Consider the following 20,140-nt stretch of genomic DNA (forward strand, 5'->3'; position numbering starts at 1 on the left):
CCGTTCAGAAGGAGGAACGCGAATGATAGAGTTCAAGCTTCCCGACGTAGGAGAAGGCATCCACGAAGGGGAGATCGGAAAATGGCTCATTAAGGAAGGGGAATGGGTGGCCTGCGATCAGCCGATCGTCGAGGTGCAGACGGACAAAGTGAACGCCGAGCTGACCGCTCCGACGGCCGGCGTAGTGCGCAAGCTGATGTTCGCCGAGGGTGCCGGAGTTCGAGTAGGCGAGGTATTGTTCATTCTCGAAGCGGAAGGGCGCATTCCAGCGATAGAAGCGGGCAAGGCGGAACAGGCGGCTTCAGTGGCAGCGGTTGTCAATGCTCCTTCGCCATCGCCTGCAGCGGCCTTGCCATTGTCTGTTGCGGCATCGCCGCCGGCGTCTGTTGGATTACCTGCGGGAAGAGTGCGCGCAGCCCCCTATGTTCGCCAGCTTGCGCGGCAGCTGAATGTCGACATCGAGCAGGTGAAGGGAAGTGGAGCCGCCGGGCGCATAACCGAAGAGGACGTGCGGCGCTATGCTTCGGGGGACACGACTAAGGAAGCGGAAGGGGCTGACCTGCCGCGGATAAATACGGCGGCTCCGCCTGCGAGGGAGAAAAGCGAGGGTGTTGTCAGGCCGCGGGGAGCCGCACCGGCTTCTGATTGCATAGAGGAACGGCTTCCACTGCGCGGCATTCGCTTGAAGATCGCCGAGAGGCTGGTTAAGGCAGTGACCACCATCCCGCATGTCACGCAGGTGGATGAACTGGAAGCCGATGCCTTGCAGGCCCTGCGTGAGCGGCTTCGGCCGCTGGCGGCCGAACGGCAGGTGAAGCTGACATACTTGCCGTTTTTCATAAAGGCAATTGTCATCGCGCTTAAGGAATTCCCATTCTTCAACGCTTCGCTTGACGACGAGACGAAAGAAATTGTATTGAAGCGCTATTATCACATCGGGATTGCGACCGATACACCGGACGGTCTTATCGTTCCAGTTATCCGGGATGCCGACCGGAAGACAGTTTTTGAGCTGGCAGAAGAAATTGGGCAGCTGTCGGAGCGGGCGCGAGAAGGAAAACTGAAGCTTGAGGAAATTACCGGTGGTACCTTCACGATCAGCAACGTCGGCCCGATTGGCAGCCTGCTCGCAACGCCGATCATTAACCATCCGGAGGCGGCCATCCTGGCGCTGCACAAAATGGAGCCGCGCATGGTCGTCCGCAATGGGGAAGGTGTTATCCGCCTCATGATGAATATGGCGCTTTCCTTTGACCATCGGCTTATCGATGGGGCGGAGGCGATTCGATTCACGAATCGGATCAAGCGGCTGCTAGAGCAGCCTGACTTATTATGGGCGGAGATGGTATAGATGGTCGTCGGTGAAATTGCAGTAGAAACGGATGTTGTTGTCATTGGCGGCGGGCCCGGCGGCTATACGTCGGCGATCCGACTGGGTCAGTTGGGCAAATCGGTCGTGTTGGTGGAAAAAGAGGAGCTCGGAGGAGTTTGTCTTCATTCGGGCTGCATTCCGTCCAAGGCACTGATTCATGCGGCCGGATTGTATGACGAAGCCAGATCGGCCTCCAAGCTGGGACTGCGGATGGAGCCTGGGGCTCTTTCCTTCGATATGTCCGCATGGCAGCTGTGGAAGTCCGGCATTGTCGGCAGGCTGGGAAGCGGAGTGGCGCAGCTCTGCGCCGCCAACGGGGTTACGGTCGTGAAGGGGAGCGCAGTCTTCCTGTCTGACGACCGCGTAGGGGTAGAGACGGAATCCGGCTTCGAGACCTACAAGTTCAAGCAGGCGATTATCGCGACCGGATCGCGACCACATCTCCCGGCATTTGCAGCGGCAGGTGGTTCCCGCATCTTTACTTCTACGGAAGCGCTAGAATCGGACAGTATGCCGGAGCGTCTAGCTATTATCGGGAGCGGCTATATCGGCATCGAATTAGGCATGGCATTCGCCAAGCTTGGATGTTGCGTTACGCTTATTGAGCGCGAGGAGCGGATTCTCCCGCTTGTGGAAGGCAGCCTCGCTGCGGAAGTAAAGCGGCGTGCCGGCAAGCTGGGGATGGTCATCAAGACGGGCACGGAAGTGCGCGCGGTTATGGAGAATGACGATTATGTTGAGCTTCGACTCGAATCGAAACAGAAAGGGGAGGAAAGCGTCCTCTGCGACAAGGTGCTTGTGACGGTCGGACGCATGCCGAACACGGCAGGACTCGGTCTCAGTCAGGCGGGGATACGAATGGATGAGCGCGGCTATGTTCCAGTTGATGCGGAATGCCGAACCAATGTGCGCCACATTTTTGCCATTGGTGATATTACGCCAGGGCCTGCTCTCGCTCATCGCGCTGCGAAGCAGGGCACGGTCGCCGCGGAGGTGATCGGCGGACTGCCGAGCGCTTTCGACTCGCCTTATGTGCCGTACGTTATTTTTTCTGACCCGCAAATTGCCGGAGTGGGACTGACGCGGGCGGAAGCTGAGCGTCAGGGCATGAAGGTGAAGACGGGCCGCTTCCCTTTCCGTGCCAACGGATACGCACTGGCGGCCGGGAAGACAGACGGTTTTGCGGAAGTGGTCGTCGAGGAGGATTCCGGCTTGTTGCTGGGCATGCATGCAGTGGGGGCGGATGCCGGCAGCTTGATTGGCCAGGGCGTCCTCGCCCTCGAAATGGCGGCGAGAGCGGAGGATTTGGCTATGATGGTGCATCCGCACCCGACGCTTAGTGAAGGCTGGCTGGAAGCAGCCGCCGCCGCTTTGGGGCATGCCATACACATTGTGAATGAGAGGAGGATGGAAGATGAGTAATCGGAAGGATCTGGATGGATCGCTGGACAGCGAGCGTTTGGCGCATTTTCTGCACCGAATTGACCGGGGAGACAAGATTGAAGCGGACGATTGGATGCCAGACGATTACCGCAACCAGTTAATTAAGCTGATATCGATGCACGGCGTTAGTGAAATAATGGGGGCGCTGCCGGAGAAGGAATGGGTTCCGAAGGCGCCGACGCTGCGGCGCAAACTAGCGATTATGGCGAAGGTGCAGGATGAGATGGGACATGGACAGTTGCTGCTGCGGGTCGCGGAGGACTTAATGGCGCCGCTCGGCCAGACTCGCGAGGATCTGCTGCGCAATCTGTTCTCGGGGAAGCTGAAATTCCACAACGTGTTCCATATGGAGGCCCCCACATGGGCCGATGCTGGCGTCATTGCCTGGCTCGTCGACGGCGCCGCGATCATTACCCAGTCCATGTCGCTTGAGACATCCTACGCGCCCTATGCCCGCGCGCTCCAGCGCATATGCGCAGAAGAGAAATTCCATGCTCAGCATGGCGAGAGCATCGTACTGGAGCTGGCCGAAGGAACGTCGGCGCAGCGCCGGATGCTGCAGGAGGCCGTAAACCGCTGGTGGCCTTCCTTGCTGATGTTCTTTGGTCCGCCAGAAGGCGGAACTGTATCCAGCAACCAGCAAATGAACATGCGGTACAAGATTCGCACACAGACGAACGAGGAGCTGCGGCAGGTCTTTTTCCATAAATACGTGAACCGGATCTATCATCTGGGTTTGACGCTTCCGGACGATACGATTCGTTTCGACGAGGCGGAGGGCGTCTGGCATTACCAGCAGCCCGATTGGGATCTCTTTGTACAAATTGTGCGCGGAAACGGACCTTGCTCGGCCCAGCGGCTGCGGCTGCGGAAAACATCCTACGAAGAAGCGAAATGGGTGCGGGAAGCGATGCTGGCGCCCTGCGCATCCTATGCGGCGGGAGGGGCCATATGAGCAGCGAGTCGAAAGAGAAATTTGCTATCTATGAGGTGTTCAGCCAGAAAAGCCCGTCTGCTGGCTTTATGCACCAGTTCAGCTTGCTGGCGCCTAATCCGGAAGCTGCGCTCCTGATGGCGCGGGAGAACTTCATGCGCCGCGAGCCCTGTATCAATATCTGGGTTGTGAACCGTGACGATATTCACGGACTGACGCCGGAGGAACGGGCGAGTCTCGAACGGCTGGACAACAAAAGCTACCGCGAAACAAAGGGATATGGCGACATTCAATCGAGGTGGCGGCGCCACAAGGAAGCGTACGAGGGCAAGGCGGATACCACACGGAAGGAGGGGTGAAATGTCGGAGCATATCGAAGTAGCGGCTGCGGAAGAGGCGAAGCGCCGCCCCGATTATACCCGGGCGCTGCAGGAGCTTTTGCTGCAGATTGCAGACGATGACTATATTTTGGCATACCGGGGATCGGAATGGCTTGGGCTGGCCCCTCACATCGAAGAAGATGTCGCTTTCTCCTCGATGGCGCAGGACATGATGGGGCATGCGGCGATGCTGTACGGGATGCTGGAGGAGCTAGGAGCCGGCAAGGCGGATGACCTGGCGCATTTGCGCAGCCCAGAGGCGTTCCGCAATGCCATTCTGCTCGAGCGACCGAACGGACCAGGCGAATATGCGGATGAGCCGCATTATGACTGGGCCTTCGCGATTGCCCGCTGCTGCCTGTACGGCCTATTCAAGGAAGTCCGGCTGGAAGCGTTGACCCGTTCTTCGTATGTGCCGCTGACGCAGGAGGCCAGCAAAATGCTGCGCGAGCATCAGTACCATATCCGGTATTGGCGCTCCTGGTTCACGCGGCTGGCAGGCGGCACGAACGAAGCTCGTTCCCGATTGAATGCGGCCGTAGCCCAGGCGTGGAACGATGTCGGCAGCCTGTTCCCGCTAGGCAGCGAGGAGGAAGCGATTGTCCGCTTCGGTCTGAGCATAGGCAGCGATGAATTGGCACGGCGCTGGAAGATGTCGGCGCAGAGCTTGTTCGAAGCGAGCGGGCTCGCATGGCCGGGAGATTGGATAAGTCCTATCGGGACTGGACGAGACGGGCAGCATACCGACGATCTGGCGCAGGTCGTCGCCATCTTGTCGGAGGTGTATCGGATTGACCCGGCGGCGGGCTGGTGAAGGAGGCGGTTCATCGTGACACAGATTATGCGGCAGATGCCAAGGGGGCTTGAGGAACGAATTTGGGCACTGCTGCAGGAAGTCAAGGATCCGGAAATCCCCGTTATCAGCATGATTGAGATGGGGATGATTCACAGGGTGGTTGTAAGCGAGAGTGTAGTTGAGGTGGAGGTACTGCCGACCTTCATTGGCTGTCCTGCTCTGGAATTGATGAAGAGCAAAATTCGGGAGGAGCTGCTCTCCATCGAGAAAGTGCGCGAGGTGATCGTCCGCTTCCTGCGGGAGCCAGCCTGGACCTCGGATCGGATTAGCGACAAAGGCCGAGAGAAGCTGCGTTCGTTTGGCATCGTTGCGCCGCCGCGCGGTTGTACGACGGGCGAGGAGTGGAAGGTGCGGTGTCCCTACTGCGATTCTCCGTACACTCGCATGGACAATATGTTCGGTCCGGCGGCTTGCCGCAGCATTTTATATTGCAGGCACTGTAAAAATCCGTTTGAAGCCTTGAAAGTGTTGTGAGGCTAGGATTGTATGGTTCGTAATGCTTTAATGCTCTAGTTCCTAGTACTTAATACTTAATGCTTAAGCTCTATCTAAGGCTCTAAGGTTAATACCTGTAGTCATTGCAAGACTGTGATGTTAATAAGACGTTTGGTTTGTTGCATTGCGTTTTTTGTATGGTGTTACAAGGTTCTGTAAGGGTTGATCAAGCCATTTTGCAAGCAGCGACAAGGAAGGCAAGAAAAACTATTATGCACATTTGTGCGGCCTTTGGGGGCGGAGTAAGCTGCAGAGGCCAAGGGAGGGTATCCGATTACGATGGAAAAAAGCATGCAGACTGTTGAATTGAAGTCGATGTTCATCAACGGAGAATGGACGCAAGCACAAGGCGGCGGTATGCTCCGCGTCGTTAATCCGGCAACTGGAGAAGAGGTAGGGACGGTAAGCTATGGTGACCATTTGGACGCAAGAGCGGCCGTCGATGCGGCCCACCAGGCATTCCCAGGCTGGTCTCGCTTGACTGCCCGTGAGCGCTCAAAATATTTGTACCAATTATATGAATTGGTGCGCAGCCATCGTGATGAACTGGCGGGTATCATCTCGGCCGAAATGGGCAAACCGCTGCGGGAGGCAAAAGGCGAGGTACTGGGAGCGGCCGACAACTTCATGTGGTATGCGGAGGAAGCGAAGCGGGTGTATGGCGAGACGGTTCCATCCTCCGTGCCGAACAAGCGGATTATGGTCAGCCGCCACCCGGTCGGCGTCGTCGGAGCGATCACGCCATGGAACTTCCCGGTTAATATGGTCGCGCGGAAGATTGCGCCCGCGCTCGCCGCAGGGTGCACTGTCGTTTTGAAGCCAGCCGAGAGCACGCCACTAAGCGCAATTAAGTTATTCGAGCTGATTGCACAAGCCGGGTTCCCAGCCGGTGTCGTGAATCTGGTCATCGGCCAGCCGGAGACGGTGGGCCAGGAATTGCTCGACAATCCAAAGGTTCGCAAAATTGCCTTCACCGGCTCAACGCGTGTCGGCAAGCTGTTAATGGAAGGGGCAGCCAAGCACGTTAAACGGGTCAGCCTAGAATTAGGCGGCCATGCGCCGTTTATTGTGTTCGAGGATGCGGATTTGGACGCGGCGGTTGTGGGGCTGTTCGAGAGCAAGTTCCGCAATTCGGGGCAAATGTGCATCTGCACGAACCGCCTGTACGTCCACGAGTCTGTGGTGGAGGAATTCAGCGCCAAGCTGATCGAACGGTTGAGCAAGGCGAAGGTAGGCGATGGCCGCAGCAAAGAGACGGAAATTGGCCCGCTCGTCAATCAACGGGCGCTTGATAAAGTGCTGCGCCATATTCAGGATGCACAAGAAAAAGGCGGGGAAGTTGTATTCGGTGGCAAGCGTTTGACAGAGGGGGAATACGGCAAAGGCTTCTATTGCGAGCCGACCGTGATTACGGGCGTGACTAAGGAGATGGAGATTGCAGGCGAAGAAACATTCGGCCCAGTTGTGCCAATGATGACCTTCACGGATGAATCTGACGTAATCCAAATGGCGAACGACACATCATATGGCTTGGCTGCCTATGCCTATACGCGCGACAGCAGTCGCTGTTTCCGTCTGGCAGAGGCGCTGGAATACGGCATCGTAGGTATTAACGACGGCGCGCCGACACAGACTCAGGCGCCATTCGGCGGCTGGAAGGAAAGCGGACTTGGCCTGGAGGGCGGACGTTACGGAATGGATGCATTTTTGGAAACGAAATTTGTCTCGTTTGGGGTGTAATGGGATGTAATCATTGTTTGATAGATTTTAAGAATGAATATTGAGAGATAAGGGAGGATTTTTTACATGGTCAAATTAATAGCGATCTATCGAAAGCCGGAAGATGTCGAGGCGTTCAACGAGCATTATTTCAATACCCATTCTCCATTGGCGGCGAAAATGCCTGGACTCGTGAAGATGGAGGTAGGAACGATCTATGGAACGCCAATGGGCGAGAGCGATCTGCACCTGATTTGCGAGATGTATTTTGAATCGAAGGAGGCCTTGAAGGCAGCCATGTCATCCGCTGAGGGCAAGGCGTCAGGTAAGGATTTGATGGGATTTGCCGGCAAATTGGTATCCATGCATATGGCGGAGGTTCATGAGTGAGCAAGCCGACGCATCGCAACCGGTTTAATGATTTGCTTGGAATCGAGGTCGTTCGGCTGGACGAAGATGGCTGCGTTATGCAATTGCATACCCACCCCAATCTTCATAACAGTATCGAAGGCTTCGTGCATGGCGGCGTGACGAACACGTTGGCTGACGCCGCCATGGGTCATGCGGCTGCACCCCCGATTGACGGGGTGCAGCAGTGTGTAACCGTAGAGAGCAAGATCAATTATTTATCTCCAGCCATCGGCGAACTTCTCGTTGCGGAGTCCCGGGTGCTGAAGCGCGGGCGCAATTTAATTGTGACGGATGCGCGCATTACCTGCGATGGGAAGCTTGTTGCCGTCGCATTGGGGACATACGCGCGCGTCAGCCCGGAACGAAGGGGACTAGGTAAGGAATTGCCGTCCACGAATCAGGAGTAAGGTCAATGGAGTAAATGGCAGTGGAGGATGTCGAGCCGTTGAATCAGCGGAAAAGAGGGGGCTGAACGAATCGATGGAGAGGCAGGAACAGAGGGAGACGCCGGTGCAGGCTCAGGCACCGAAACAGTATCAGGCACCGGAACAGAATCAGGAACAAGGCCTGAATCTGAATATGGGGCAGGAACCGTTCCAGAAGCATGATTCGGGACAGTCAGTGAAGCTGGATCGTCACGGTAATGTTGCCGTCATTACGTTGAATCGGCCTGCCGACTTAAATGCCCTTAATTATGAATCGCTGGTGCGCTTGGGAGAAATCGTCGCGGAGATCAGGGAAGATCGTTATCAGATTCGAGCTGTCATCGTAACGGGCGCGGGCCGCTCCTTCAGCGCAGGGGCCGATCTAAAGGAACGGCGCACGCTGAATGAGCAGCAGGTGAGACGCAACGTGCGTGCGATCCGAGATGTGTTCACCGCCGTGGAGGAGCTTCCGCAGCCGACGATAGCAGCGGTGAACGGATTTGCGTTTGGCGGCGGTTTCGAATTAATGCTGGCTTGCGATTTGCGCTTGGCTGTTCGGGATGCTCGTATGGGACTTACCGAGGTGAGTCTGGGCATCATTCCCGGTGCGGGTGGAACGCAGCGGCTGCCGCGGCTTATCGGATCAGCGCGGGCGAAGGAGCTCATCCTGACTGCGCGGAAAATTAACGCCCAAGATGCGCTGCAATACGGATTGCTGAACGGAATAGCCGATGACGCAGACCAACTTCGCATCATGACGTTTGACTTGGCGAATGAAATTGCTGCTAATGCGCCGCTCGCGGTTTATCAGGCCAAATATGCCATAAACCGGGGCAGCCATGTTGATTTGTACTCCGGACTGGCGGTTGAGGCACAAGCCTATGAGATGATTATCCCAACGAAGGATCGGGTAGAGGCATTGGCAGCCTTTGCAGACAAACGAAAGCCTGTCTTCCGCGGGGAGTAGGAGGGTAGCGCGTGATATTTAATGTCGAGATGGAAACGATGCCGCACGAACGGATGCGAGCGCTCCAGTTGGAGAGACTCCGCCACGCCATCAAGCGGGCATATGACCGAGTGCCTTTTCATCGTTCTGCGTTAGATCGGGCGGGCCTGGCTCCGGAGGACATTCGCAGTTTGGAGGATATCCGCCGCCTGCCGTTTATGAAGAAATCCGATCTGCGTGATTATTACCCCTTCGGATTGTTCGCGACCGAGATGAGCGAAGTTGTACGTATCCACGGCTCATCCGGCACGAGAGGCAAACCGATCGTTGTAGGCTATACGAAGCGGGATGTTGAAGCATGGGCAGAGATTGTAGCACGCGCCATTTGCTGCGCGGGCGGTCAGCCCGGGGATATTTTCCATAATGCGTATGGATATGGCTTGTTTACAGGTGGGTTGGGCCTTCATTATGGCATCGAGCGTTTGGGCGCAGTGGCTGTGCCTGTATCAGGAGGGAATACCCCGCGCCAAATTACACTTATTCAGGATTTCAAGCCGCGCGGTTTGTCAGGTACGCCGTCCTATATTTTGAATCTGGTGGAGGAAATGCGCAAGCAGGGCATCGATACGCGGGCAACGAGCATGGAGTATGGCATTTTCGGCGCAGAGCCTTGGTCGGAGGAAATGCGCTGCCATTTGGAGGATGCTCTTGGCATTAAGGCGATTGATATTTATGGCATGAGTGAGGTGCTTGGGCCAGGTATCGCCATCGAATGCCAAGAAGCGCAGGATGGTCTGCACATTGCCGAGGATCATTTCCTGGCGGAGGTGGTCGATCGCGAGACGGGTGAACCGCTGCCGTATGGGCAGGAAGGCGAGCTGGTGTTTACATCACTGACCAAGGAAGCGTTCCCGGTCATCCGATACCGGACGGGCGATATTGCGTCGCTTCACCCCGGTACCTGCAAATGCGGCCGCACGACGATGCGGATGTCCCGAATTAAAGGAAGAGTAGATGACATGCTGATTATACGCGGTGTCAACGTCTACCCGACCGAGCTGGAGGCCGTGCTGTTTAATTTCTCCCAGCTTGCGCCCCATTATCAAGTCGTCATTGAGCGGGACAATGCACTTGACCGCTTCGAGATTCATTGCGAGATTACACCGGAATTCTGGAGTCAGGTAGACAGTGTTCAGGAAAGCCACGAGGTGGCCGAACTGGTTAAGGAGATCGGCAAAGCGATTAAATGCTCGCTCGGCGTCTCGGTTTTTGCTGCATGTGAATGAGCCGGGTTCGATTGCGCGCAGCGAGGGCAAAGCAGTACGCATTGTCGATAACCGCAAGCGAGCGGCAGCCGTTCAAGCAAGTGAAGGAGTGGAGGCGGGATGACGAAGATTGGCAGTCGTTATGTGGCCGTGTCGGTGGACGGCGCGGTAGGTGTGCTTACCCTGAATCGGCCTGACGTGTTGAATGCCTTGAATCGCGAGCTGATGCAGGAGCTTGTGGCCGAACTCGAACGGATGGATCGGGACGATGCTGTGAAGGTGCTTGTTATTACAGGGAATGATAAGGCCTTCGCCGCAGGAGCGGATATTAGGGAAATGGCGGATGAATCCGCTGTATCGCTGCTGTTGAAGCGGCAATTCGATGTCTGGGATCGTATCGGCGGCATCGCTAAACCGATCATCGCTGCTGTGAGCGGATATGTGCTCGGTGGAGGCTGTGAGCTGATGATGAACTGTGATCTTGTTGTTGCTTCGGATACGGCACGTTTCGGGCAGCCGGAAATTCGCATTGGCGTTATGCCCGGCGCAGGAGGAACGCAGCGGTTGACCAGGGCGGTGGGGCAGCGCAAGGCGATGGAACTGCTGCTGACCGGGGATGCGATGCCCGCGGAAGAGGCTCTCCGCTGCGGTCTAATTAACAAGGTAGCTCCAGTTGAGCTCTATTTGGAGGAAGCACTGAAGCTTGCGCGGCGTATTGCCAACCAGCCGCCACTGGCTGTTGCCCTTATTAAGCAGGCCGTTCGCAAAGCGCAGGATCTCTCGTTGGCCGAAGGACTCGATTTTGAGCGGCAATACTTCCATCTGCTGTTCGCGAGCGAGGATCAGAAGGAAGGCATGCTTGCTTTTCAAGAAAAGCGAAGTCCCCAATTCAAGGGCAGATAGGAGGAACCATGGCTGTGTACGAAACGATTCTATACGAAGTATCAGCAGGCGTAGCCCGGATTACAATGAATCGGCCGGATAAGTACAACGCCTTCACCGGGAAGATGATCGCCGAGATGATCGATGCATTCCGCCAAGCAGGCAAAGATGCTGCGGCGCGCTGCATCGTCCTGACCGGAGCGGGCAAAGCATTCAACGCAGGGCAGGATCTGGGTGATGTGGCGGGAGCTGGCGGGCAGGATGTGGCCGGGCAGACCGGAGCCGCAAATCATGGCGACATGCTGCGTTCGCGCTACAATCCGCTCATTATGCAAATCCGCAACACGGAGCTGCCGGTTATCGCAGCCGTGAATGGCGTAGCGGCAGGAGCAGGAATGAGCCTCGCCCTCGCTTGCGATCTGCGTGTGATGTCCGAGCGGGCGTATTTTGTCAGCGCATTCATCAATATTGGGCTTGTTCCCGACTCTGGGGGCTGCTACTTCCTGCCGCGCCTTGTCGGCTTGGCCAAGGCGATGGAAATTGCCACGATTCGGGATCGCGTTACGGCGAAAGAGGCGCATCGGATAGGCTTGGTCAATCGCGTATGCTCCGCCGAACGGCTGGATGAGGAAGCAGCTGAGCTTGCAGCCAAGCTGGCTCAGCTTCCGACGCGAGCGATATGGCTGATGAAGCAGACAATGAACCGGGGACTGGAAAAGGGGCTGGCGGAGACGCTGGAGCAGGAGGCATATGCCCAGGAGATCGCCGGACGCACGGAGGATCACCGGGAAGGCATGCAGGCTTTTCTGGATAAGCGGCTGCCCACGTTCAAGGGGGTATAGCCGATGGAAGACTATATTTCCGGAGGAAGCCTCGGAACGGTCGGTATTATCGGTGCCGGCACGATGGGAGCGGGGATCGCGCTTGTATGCGCCCGGCGGGGCCGCCGTGTTCGATTGCAGGATATTAAGCCAGAGGTGCTGGATGCTGCGCAAGCCTATATAGGTTCGGTTCTTTCGAAGGACGTTGCGAAGGGGAAAATCTCGGTGGAGGAACAGCGGTCGACACATGAGCTTATTGAGCTGGTGCAGGACATGGCAGCAGTAAGCTCGTGCTCGATCGTCATCGAGGCGATCCCCGAAAAGCTGGAGTTAAAGCGTTCTGTGTTCGTTCGCTTAACAGAGCTTTGTGGGAGTGATGCGCTGCTGTTGAGTAATACGTCTTCCCTTTCCATTACGGAGCTTGCAGCGGGCTTGCCTCATCCGGAGCGCATCATAGGCTTTCATTTTTTCAACCCTGCGCCGGTTATGCCGCTCGTGGAAGTCATTCGCGGCCACAAGTCGGCAGACGCCTGCGTAGCTGCTGCTCGCAGGTTTGCGGAGGAGCTGGGCAAGGTGCCTGTGCTGGCGGAGGACTCGCCTGGCTTTATCGTCAACCGCGTCGCCCGACCTTACTATAATGAAGCACTGCGCATCATAAGCGACCGGGTAGCTAAACCGGAGCAAATTGATCGCATTATGAACCAGGCTGGCGGTTTCAAAATGGGGCCGTTCGAGCTGCAGGATATGATTGGTCTCGACGTGAATCTGGCGACAACGGAATCGGTCTATACCCGGTTCAATCATGAGAGCCGCTTCAAGCCGAGCCGGATACAGCAGCGCATGGTGCAGGCAGGAAGCTTGGGCAGGAAGACAGGAGAGGGGTTTTATTCATATGACCAATAACGCAATCCTATTGGTTGGGAACAGCCCGCTGCGCGAAGGTCTTCATGTGCTGCTGGAACGCAGCGGATTTGAGATCATTTCCTTGGAAGAGGCGGAGGAATGCGGTTCGGCCCTCTCAGTTCGGTACGGTGTGGAAGTAACCAATGATGATGTGGTTGAAAAGCAGGCGAACATCGTAAAAATGGATCGGCTGTTGCCGCCAGAAACACCAATCGCGGCTACCTCGCTAGCTCTATCAGCCACCGAGATCGCATCATGGGCTTCTCAGCCGAAGCGAATATGCGGCTTTGGTACACTCGCACCCTTGGAAGAACGCGAGTTGATTGAAGTGGCTCCTGCCTTGCAGACATCAAAGGAAACCCTTCAAAGCATGGAGGAACTGTTCCGCTCTTTAAGTAAGCAGGTAGAAATCGTGCAGGATGAAGCTGGTCTCGTCTTCCCGCGCATTCTCGCCTTAATCGTAAATGAAGCCGCCTTCGCTCTAATGGAAGGGACGGCTTCCGCTGTGGATATCGATACGGCTATGAAGCTGGGAACTAGTTATCCGTACGGCCCACTCGAATGGGCAGACAGAATCGGGCTGGATGATGTGCTGGCGGTACTGAGCGGGCTCCACCGAGATCTGGGTGAAGAGCGGTATCGCCCGGCTCCGCTGCTGCGCAAGCTCGTGCTGGCAGGCCGGTTAGGCTTCCGCAGCGGCCAAGGCTTCTATTCCTATGATATTGGGGGGAAACAAGATGGCAACACCCGTAATCATTGATGCAGTACGGACGCCGATCGGACGCTACGGCGGAGCGCTCAAGGATGTGCGCGCCGATGATCTGGGCGCGATCGTTATTCGCAGCCTGCTGGAGCGGAATCCGGTCGCCCCGGAGCGGGTGGACGGCGTCATCTTCGGCTGTGCGAATCAGGCGGGGGAGGATTGCCGCAATGTGGCGCGCATGTCGCTGCTGCTGGCGGGAATGCCGGTCGAGGTGCCGGGAGTGACGGTAAATCGTCTGTGCGGATCCGGCATGGAAGCCGTTCAGCAATGCGCCTATGCAATTATGGCAGGGGCAGGGCAAGTGTATATTGCCGGCGGGACGGAAAGCATGACGCGTGCCCCTTTTGTGATGATGAAGCCGGAGGCTGCTTTTCAGCGCGGGCACCAGCAGATCTATGATACGACTTTGGGCTGGAGGATGACTAATGACAAGCTGGCTGCCCTATATCCGCCAATCAGTCTAGGAGAGACGGCAGAGAACGTGGCGGAGCAATACGGTGTCAGCCGGGAAGAGCAGGATGAGTTTGCGTTCACCAGCCAACGGAGATATGCTGAGGCTCAGGCTGCCGGGAAGTTTGACGCAGAGCTTGTTCCGGTGGAGGTGACTGGGCGCAAGGGCCAGATCACGAAGATCGAGCAGGATGAACATCCTCGTCCTGAGACGACCCTGGCCCAACTGCAGAAGCTCAAGCCGGCTTTCAAGCATGGGGGAACCGTGACGGCTGGGAACTCATCGGGTCTTAACGACGGAGCAGCGGCGCTGCTCATAATGGAACAGGAGGCCGCTCATTCGCTCGGTCTTCGGCCACGCGCCCGCGTGGTTGCTGCTGCATCTGCAGGCGTTGATCCGTCCGTGATGGGAATCGGCCCCGTGCCGGCCGCGCGCAAGGCGCTCCAGCAGGCTGGGTTAAGTATCGGGGACATCGATCTGGTCGAGCTGAATGAAGCATTTGCCGCTCAGGCGATAGCTAGCATGCGAGAGTTGAACATCGACCCGAAACGAGTGAACGTGAACGGTGGGGCAATCGCGATCGGTCATCCGCTCGGGTGCAGCGGGGCTCGCATATTAACAACACTACTCAATGAGATGGAGCGCCGGGAGGTGCGATACGGATTGGCCGCGATGTGTATTGGCGTGGGTCAAGGCATCGCCACTGTAATTGAGCGAATATGATCAGGCGCTATCTTGAAGGACATGGTATTTTTCTGGCGAGGAGGAATCGAAGTGAAGCCAGGATTGGCTCCGGGCGCCGAAATATCTTTTTCTGTGACTGTTACACCGGATATGCATCCTGCTTTTGACGGCACAACCATACACGAAGTGATGTCTACCGTCACCATGATTTACTATATGGAGAAAGCAGGACGAAAGATGATCGTTCCTTTTTTGGAGGAAGAGGAAGAGGGTTCGGGGTTCGCTCTCGATATCAAGCACGTAGGGCCTGCGGTTGACGGGCAGGAGGTAACGTTCCGAGCTGTTTGTACCGAGGTGGGGGCGAAGCGCATTGTCTGCGAGGTGACGGCGGAGACGAGAATCAATCTAGTCGGAAAAGGAACGTTTACGCAGGCGATTTTCGATAAGAAAACGATGGCAGAGCGTCTTACGGCTTTGCGTTGCAAGACGGAAGAAGAGCAGAAGCTGTCCTGACAATTGAGCGGCGGTTCCTCCACTCCGACATGTCCTCCATTTTGCTTGAGCTATGGAGAGGCAAGTGATACAATTTGACGAGATGCAACATTTGGAAATCACATGATCGACTAGGAGTGGTGAACATGAGGCCGCAATCGATGCTGTTTACCATATACGGCGAGTATGTACGTCATTATGGAAGCGAAATCTGGGTTGGGAGCCTGACCGCCCTGATGGGGGAATTCGGGTTGACTGAACAGGCTGTACGGGCCGCAATCTCGCGCATGCTGCGCCAAGGCTGGCTGGAGTCGCGCAAGGTGGGGAATCGCAGCTATTATTCAATGTCTTCGCGCGGCAAGCGGCGCTTGGATGAGGCGGCGGCCCGCATTTATAAACAGGAGTCGGATACATGGGACGGCAAATGGTGCATTGCGAGCTACAACATTCCCGAAAAGGAACGGGGCATAAGGGATCAATTGCGCAAGGAGCTGGCATGGCTCGGCTTCGGCATGTTGACGACGAGCACCTGGATCAGTCCTAACGATCTGACTGACAAGGTGAGGGACATCGTGGAATCACGCGGAATTTCCGGATATGTGGAAATTTTCAAGGCGGATCATATTGCTTGGAGCAAATCTAAGCAGTTGGTACAGAAATGCTGGAACATCGATGAGATTAATGCTGCTTATGCTGAATTTATTGAGGTATACCGTCCAAGTTATGAAAAATTGCTCGCGATGATTCAGCAGGAGGATGCTATGCCTGACGGTTATTGCTTCGTAGAGAAGAGCAAGCTGGTTCACTGGTATCGGAAGTTCTTATTCATTGATCCGGACTTCCCTGAAGAGCTGTTGCCAGATGTGTGGTTAGGCAAGGAAGCGGATCAATTGTTCCAGAACTACTATGATTTGCTTCATACAGGAGCTAGTCGTTTTTTTGAACAAGTATATGAACCTTCACCTGATGCGCTTCCGCTTCGCAATATCGAGCATGCATAACACTTATGGAACATTCGCGATAAGTATTTATTTTGGGGCATATGAACTGCGGTGGATTTGATTTTTAAGGGCTCTTTATAGCATTTTTGCTTCTGTGCTTTAACGTAGGGTCGTGTTGCCGTTGAGTGTTTTTGAGGAGGCTTTTGCGAGTTATAAGCTATGGAGTGCACAGCATTTCAATGATTCCAAGGCGCCATTTTATCACTTGTCTCATCCTGTGCGTATACTTGTTTCCTTATCTTATCTTGTATGTTTGTGTAAAAAATTCTGATGTCACAGCTTCCCCGCTTGCGGAAGCATTTCGTTGAATTCGAATTTGATTGATGGGGAAACGTACAAATAGCTCTTCATTTCAATTTGCACATAAAAGATAAGCGCTTCGCTTTTACGATTTGTACTATCTTTCCATTGCGCACTTTTTGAATTCTTCTTTTCATTATCGGTACTGTGATCATAGTAACTTTATCCCGGTGCGAGGTGTTTTTTATCATGATGCGGTGAAATGGTTTGGGTAGCGAGAGAATGCGAATTTCTACATAGGCAGCTTGGACATATAGGGAATTGCGGGTGAACGAGGTGTAATATTACTAGGCGAGATAGCGGTATTCGCCATGAATCAAACGGCGTGACCGCTATTCATTTGCAAGTGGAAAAAGGAAGCTTGACAATTCAATCTAGTTGTAACTATAATGGTTACATGAAAGGGTGAGCAGCATGAAGATAAGCAGCCGCTTTAGTGTAGCCGTCCACATTCTATCTTTGCTGGCGCTTGAACCAAATGCCCATCATACGTCGGAGTGGATGGCAGGCAGCGTCAACACGAATCCTGTTGTCATTCGGCGGGTAACATCCCAACTGAAGAAGGCTGGACTCGTAGATGTCCGTCCTGGTACAGGGGGAGCAACCTTGTGCAAGCCAGCTAGTGATATTCATCTTCTTGATGTATATCGCGCAGTTGAGGCGGTTGAGGAAGGGGAATTGTTCGGATTTCACGAACATCCGAATCCCAAGTGTCCAATAGGCGCAAATATTGAATCTGTATTACAGCTTGTTATGCTGCGTGCACAATCTGCGATGGAGAAGGTGCTGGCAGAAGTGACGCTGGATCAGTTAGCAGGAGATTTGAAGGATCGAATGCAGGAGGATGCGTGATTCATAGTAGAGTGCAGGCGGTCTACAATTTGAATAAGAATGACTCCAATGTTTCATGGAGTTTTTCGTACGCTAGTTGTAACATTCTTTATTACATTAAAGTAATTTGCTAAGCGTGGATTGCTGTCCTTACCAGAAGGAAATAATAAATAAACTTTTTACTATAGAAGGGAAGAACTTATTATGAAAATCGCGGTATATGGTGCTACAGGTACAATTGGACAACGTATTGTGAATGAAGCTTTGACAAGAGGTCATGAAGTAACGGCAATCGTTCGTGATGCTTCGCGCGTAGCGCAGTCTCATGACAATTTGACAGTGGCGACTGGCGATATTCTCGATTCCGCAAGCGTGGCTGAGCGTACAGCGGGTCATGATGTTGTCGTTAGTGCTTTTGGGCCTAAGATGGGAGAAGAATCTACACTTGTGGAAGCAACACAAGCATTGATCGCTGGTGTAAAGCAGGCTGGAGTAGGACGTTTGATCTCTGTTGGCGGAGCAGGAAGCCTTGAAGTGGCGCCAGGCGTTCAAGTTGTGGACACACCAGACTTCCCTGATGCTTGGAAGCCAATCGCGCTAGCACATCGCGACGCGCTTGATGTGTACCGCCATGAATCTACGCTGGCATGGACGAACGTGAGCCCTGCTGCTTTGATTGAGCCAGGTGAGCGCACTGGACAATATCGTACTGGAACAGACCAATTGGTTGTGGATGCTGAAGGCAATAGCCGCATTTCAGCTGAGGACTTCTCTGTAGCAATTCTGGATGAAGTGGAGAATCCGCAATTTTCGGGCCGCCGCTTTACAGCAGCTTATTAATCACGATTTTGGCTGCAAATGCATAGAAACAATTCATTCGTACATTCTGTGTGATCCTTTGAGAACATCTCATGGACACACCGCATGGCGCTGCTCATGATATCGCTTGGACAGCCGCTATGTTGAACATAAAGGAGAATCGCGATGCCAAAATCAATCTTTCTCAGTCACGGTTCGCCGATGATTGCTGTATTGGATAATGAATATACTCGATTTTTAACTAAGCTCGGAGCAAGTATGAAGCCAAAGGCGATCGTACTGTTCAGTGCCCATTGGGAAAGCGAGGAGTTAACAGTATCTTTCCATGATGGGACGTATGAGACGATTTATGACTTCTATGGATTCCCTGATGAATTGTATCAGGTACAGTATCCTGCGAAGGGCTCCACACAGATTGCAACTGAAGTAGAACGCAGTTTCGCTGCCCATGGTATTTCTGTAAACCGTGATGAATCACGTGGTCTTGATCATGGTTCATGGTCGCTGCTGAAGCATTTGTATCCGAATGCTGATATTCCAGTTGTACAGATATCTGTAAATCCATTCCTTTCTCCAGAGAAACAACTGCTAATCGGAGAGGCTCTTAGTGAGCTGGATGAGGACATTCTACTAATAGGCAGCGGAGCGAGCGTTCATAATTTGCGCATGTTGAAATGGGAACAGACAGAGCCTGAACCTTGGGCTGTCCAGTTCGACGACTGGCTAATTGAAAAGCTGGAGAAAAAGCAATGGAGTGAGTTGGCCTCCTATCAGGAACATGCTCCTCATGCATCACTAGCTGTTCCGCGGGCAGAGCATTTTGTTCCCCTCTTTATTGCGCTTGGGAGCGCAGGGGATGGCTTGAATCCGAAAGTTATCCATCGCAGTTATGAACTAGGGACACTAAGTTACATGTGCTTGTCCTTCAATTAACTTCTGACACAAAAGAGAGCTATCCTCCGCGCATGATGCGGGTAGATAGCTCTCTTTCTTGTTAGGCAAGGATGGTCTAGGGAGCGCAGCATATTATGTTTTGCTAACAAAGGCCAAGACAATCCTCCCGAAGAATTGGAGTTATTGCCGCTGCCCCAGCTTGATTTGTCGAAGAGCTATTGTCATTCTTTTTTGTGCGTCTCTTGTGGGTTGGACATATTTTCTATTTATTATCTTCGGTGACTGTTGTTGATCGCTTTGAATCTGAATTTTCTTTGATCGTATGAATGCCAGCGATAAAAGCATTGATAAGTATTTCCAAGCTGACATTGAGATCAAGAGGAATGCCAAAGCCCCCTTTTTGCTCCAAGGATGCAAACCCGTGCAGCAAACTTCGGAGGCCGCGTGCGGCGTGAATGGCTGCATTGCCAGATAGCTCATATGCTTGAAGGACTTGAATAACGAGATCGACGATATCATTGCTGATCTGCTGTACTTTCTCATGATGCGGATCAGGTGCATGAAGCGTAGCTTCATAGAGACCAGGATGATTGCGGACGAAGGCGACATATGCTTTACCAATCGCGCGAACAGCTTCATCTCCTGCTCGTCCTATTGCTGCGCGTGACATGGTGTATTCTAATTGTTCGAGTCCATGAATGGATAATAATTGGCGTATGCCCTGCAAGCCATCAACATGATTGTAGAGAGAGGGCGGGCGCACCTTCAACTGCTGTGCAAGCGAAGCAAGCGTAACCGCTTCGAAGCCCTGGGTATCTGCTATATAGGTAGCGGCTTCTCGTATTGTTGTGGAGTTTAAACCAACTCTAGGTGACATGATCATTGCTCCTCTGTGTACGTAATTTTTTATTATTGCTATCGTGCAAATGGAGTCTGCGTTATAGAGAGATTCCTGCTTTTGGCTATATTATAACTAACAATATTAGTTAATACAATAATAGGGTTTGTTTTGTGTTGCGAGAAAAACAACCAAATGGAGAGAGAGGATTTGGA

The 20,140-nt window shown here is 54.0% G+C and carries 21 protein-coding genes and 1 pseudogene; 21 read left to right on the forward strand and 1 reads right to left on the reverse strand.

The window, feature by feature from the left end:
• Positions 1-22 precede the first annotated feature (22 nt).
• The 21 genes and pseudogenes from PAV_RS15035 (at position 23) to PAV_RS15135 (ending at position 19,126) form a co-directional block, all read left to right on the forward strand.
• Complete coding sequence (locus tag PAV_RS15035; RefSeq protein WP_005547623.1) at positions 23-1,351, forward strand: dihydrolipoamide acetyltransferase family protein; 1,329 nt, start codon at positions 23-25, stop codon at positions 1,349-1,351.
• Entirely contained in the window at positions 1,352-2,794 is a 1,443-nt protein-coding gene (gene lpdA, locus PAV_RS15040; protein ID WP_005547625.1) for a dihydrolipoyl dehydrogenase, read from the forward strand.
• Positions 2,787-3,770, forward strand: a complete 984-nt coding sequence (paaA, locus tag PAV_RS15045) for a 1,2-phenylacetyl-CoA epoxidase subunit PaaA (RefSeq protein ID WP_005547627.1) — start codon at positions 2,787-2,789, stop codon at positions 3,768-3,770. The genes lpdA and paaA overlap by 8 nt, the downstream gene beginning before the upstream one ends.
• A complete protein-coding gene (gene paaB / locus PAV_RS15050) occupies positions 3,767-4,108 on the forward strand; it encodes a 1,2-phenylacetyl-CoA epoxidase subunit PaaB (RefSeq protein WP_005547629.1) in 342 nt (113 codons plus the stop codon). Before paaA ends, paaB begins: the two co-directional genes overlap by 4 nt.
• Before the next feature lies 1 nt (position 4,109).
• Positions 4,110-4,943 (forward strand): 1,2-phenylacetyl-CoA epoxidase subunit PaaC, encoded by an 834-nt coding sequence (gene paaC, locus PAV_RS15055; RefSeq protein ID WP_005547631.1) that lies wholly within the window; start codon positions 4,110-4,112, stop codon positions 4,941-4,943.
• A gap of 27 nt (positions 4,944-4,970) precedes the next feature.
• Complete coding sequence (gene paaD, locus PAV_RS15060) at positions 4,971-5,459, forward strand: 1,2-phenylacetyl-CoA epoxidase subunit PaaD (RefSeq protein ID WP_085981368.1); 489 nt, start codon at positions 4,971-4,973, stop codon at positions 5,457-5,459.
• Between the two features lie 300 nt (positions 5,460-5,759).
• A complete protein-coding gene (locus tag PAV_RS15065; RefSeq protein ID WP_005547633.1) occupies positions 5,760-7,220 on the forward strand; it encodes an NAD-dependent succinate-semialdehyde dehydrogenase in 1,461 nt (486 codons plus the stop codon).
• Between the two features lie 66 nt (positions 7,221-7,286).
• The gene (locus PAV_RS15070) at positions 7,287-7,589 is read left to right on the forward strand and encodes an EthD family reductase (RefSeq protein WP_005547634.1); all 303 of its coding nucleotides are present in this window, start codon (positions 7,287-7,289) and stop codon (positions 7,587-7,589) included.
• Positions 7,586-8,017 (forward strand): PaaI family thioesterase, encoded by a 432-nt coding sequence (locus PAV_RS15075; protein ID WP_005547636.1) that lies wholly within the window; start codon positions 7,586-7,588, stop codon positions 8,015-8,017. Before PAV_RS15070 ends, PAV_RS15075 begins: the two co-directional genes overlap by 4 nt.
• 172 nt (positions 8,018-8,189) lie before the next feature.
• Positions 8,190-9,002 carry an enoyl-CoA hydratase-related protein gene (locus PAV_RS15080; protein WP_157266909.1) on the forward strand — a complete coding sequence of 271 codons (813 nt, stop codon included), beginning with the start codon at positions 8,190-8,192 and terminating at the stop codon, positions 9,000-9,002.
• A gap of 11 nt (positions 9,003-9,013) precedes the next feature.
• Positions 9,014-10,370: pseudogene (locus tag PAV_RS15085) on the forward strand (phenylacetate--CoA ligase family protein).
• Positions 10,367-11,149: an enoyl-CoA hydratase-related protein gene (locus PAV_RS15090; protein ID WP_005547642.1), complete on the forward strand. Its 783-nt coding sequence runs from the start codon at positions 10,367-10,369 to the stop codon at positions 11,147-11,149. The pseudogene PAV_RS15085 and the gene PAV_RS15090 overlap by 4 nt, the downstream one beginning before the upstream one ends.
• Positions 11,150-11,163: 14 nt before the next feature.
• Positions 11,164-11,970, forward strand: coding sequence for an enoyl-CoA hydratase-related protein (locus PAV_RS15095; RefSeq protein WP_040736060.1), 807 nt, complete (start codon positions 11,164-11,166; stop codon positions 11,968-11,970).
• 3 nt (positions 11,971-11,973) lie between these two features.
• A complete protein-coding gene (locus tag PAV_RS15100) occupies positions 11,974-12,852 on the forward strand; it encodes a 3-hydroxyacyl-CoA dehydrogenase family protein (protein WP_005547645.1) in 879 nt (292 codons plus the stop codon).
• The gene (locus PAV_RS15105; RefSeq protein ID WP_005547646.1) at positions 12,842-13,612 is read left to right on the forward strand and encodes a 3-hydroxyacyl-CoA dehydrogenase family protein; all 771 of its coding nucleotides are present in this window, start codon (positions 12,842-12,844) and stop codon (positions 13,610-13,612) included. Before PAV_RS15100 ends, PAV_RS15105 begins: the two co-directional genes overlap by 11 nt.
• Positions 13,590-14,789, forward strand: a complete 1,200-nt coding sequence (locus PAV_RS15110) for a thiolase family protein (RefSeq protein ID WP_005547648.1) — start codon at positions 13,590-13,592, stop codon at positions 14,787-14,789. Before PAV_RS15105 ends, PAV_RS15110 begins: the two co-directional genes overlap by 23 nt.
• A 51-nt stretch (positions 14,790-14,840) precedes the next feature.
• On the forward strand, positions 14,841-15,263 hold the full coding sequence (locus PAV_RS15115; protein WP_005547650.1) for a thioesterase family protein: 423 nt from the start codon (positions 14,841-14,843) through the stop codon (positions 15,261-15,263).
• A 125-nt stretch (positions 15,264-15,388) separates the two neighbouring features.
• Positions 15,389-16,243, forward strand: a complete 855-nt coding sequence (gene paaX / locus PAV_RS15120; RefSeq protein WP_005547652.1) for a phenylacetic acid degradation operon negative regulatory protein PaaX — start codon at positions 15,389-15,391, stop codon at positions 16,241-16,243.
• Between the two features lie 714 nt (positions 16,244-16,957).
• Positions 16,958-17,395, forward strand: a complete 438-nt coding sequence (locus PAV_RS15125) for an Rrf2 family transcriptional regulator (protein ID WP_005547654.1) — start codon at positions 16,958-16,960, stop codon at positions 17,393-17,395.
• Between the two features lie 183 nt (positions 17,396-17,578).
• A complete protein-coding gene (locus tag PAV_RS15130) occupies positions 17,579-18,214 on the forward strand; it encodes an NAD(P)-dependent oxidoreductase (RefSeq protein ID WP_005547655.1) in 636 nt (211 codons plus the stop codon).
• Between the two features lie 144 nt (positions 18,215-18,358).
• Positions 18,359-19,126, forward strand: coding sequence for a DODA-type extradiol aromatic ring-opening family dioxygenase (locus PAV_RS15135; RefSeq protein WP_005547657.1), 768 nt, complete (start codon positions 18,359-18,361; stop codon positions 19,124-19,126).
• A 223-nt stretch (positions 19,127-19,349) separates the two neighbouring features.
• Here PAV_RS15135 and PAV_RS15140 read toward each other — a convergent pair whose 3' ends face one another.
• Entirely contained in the window at positions 19,350-19,964 is a 615-nt protein-coding gene (locus PAV_RS15140; RefSeq protein ID WP_005547659.1) for a TetR-like C-terminal domain-containing protein, read from the reverse strand.
• Between the last annotated feature and the right edge of the window lie 176 nt (positions 19,965-20,140).

Origin of the sequence: Paenibacillus alvei DSM 29, assembly GCF_000293805.1 — a bacterium.
GTDB lineage: Bacteria > Bacillota > Bacilli > Paenibacillales > Paenibacillaceae > Paenibacillus_B > Paenibacillus_B alvei.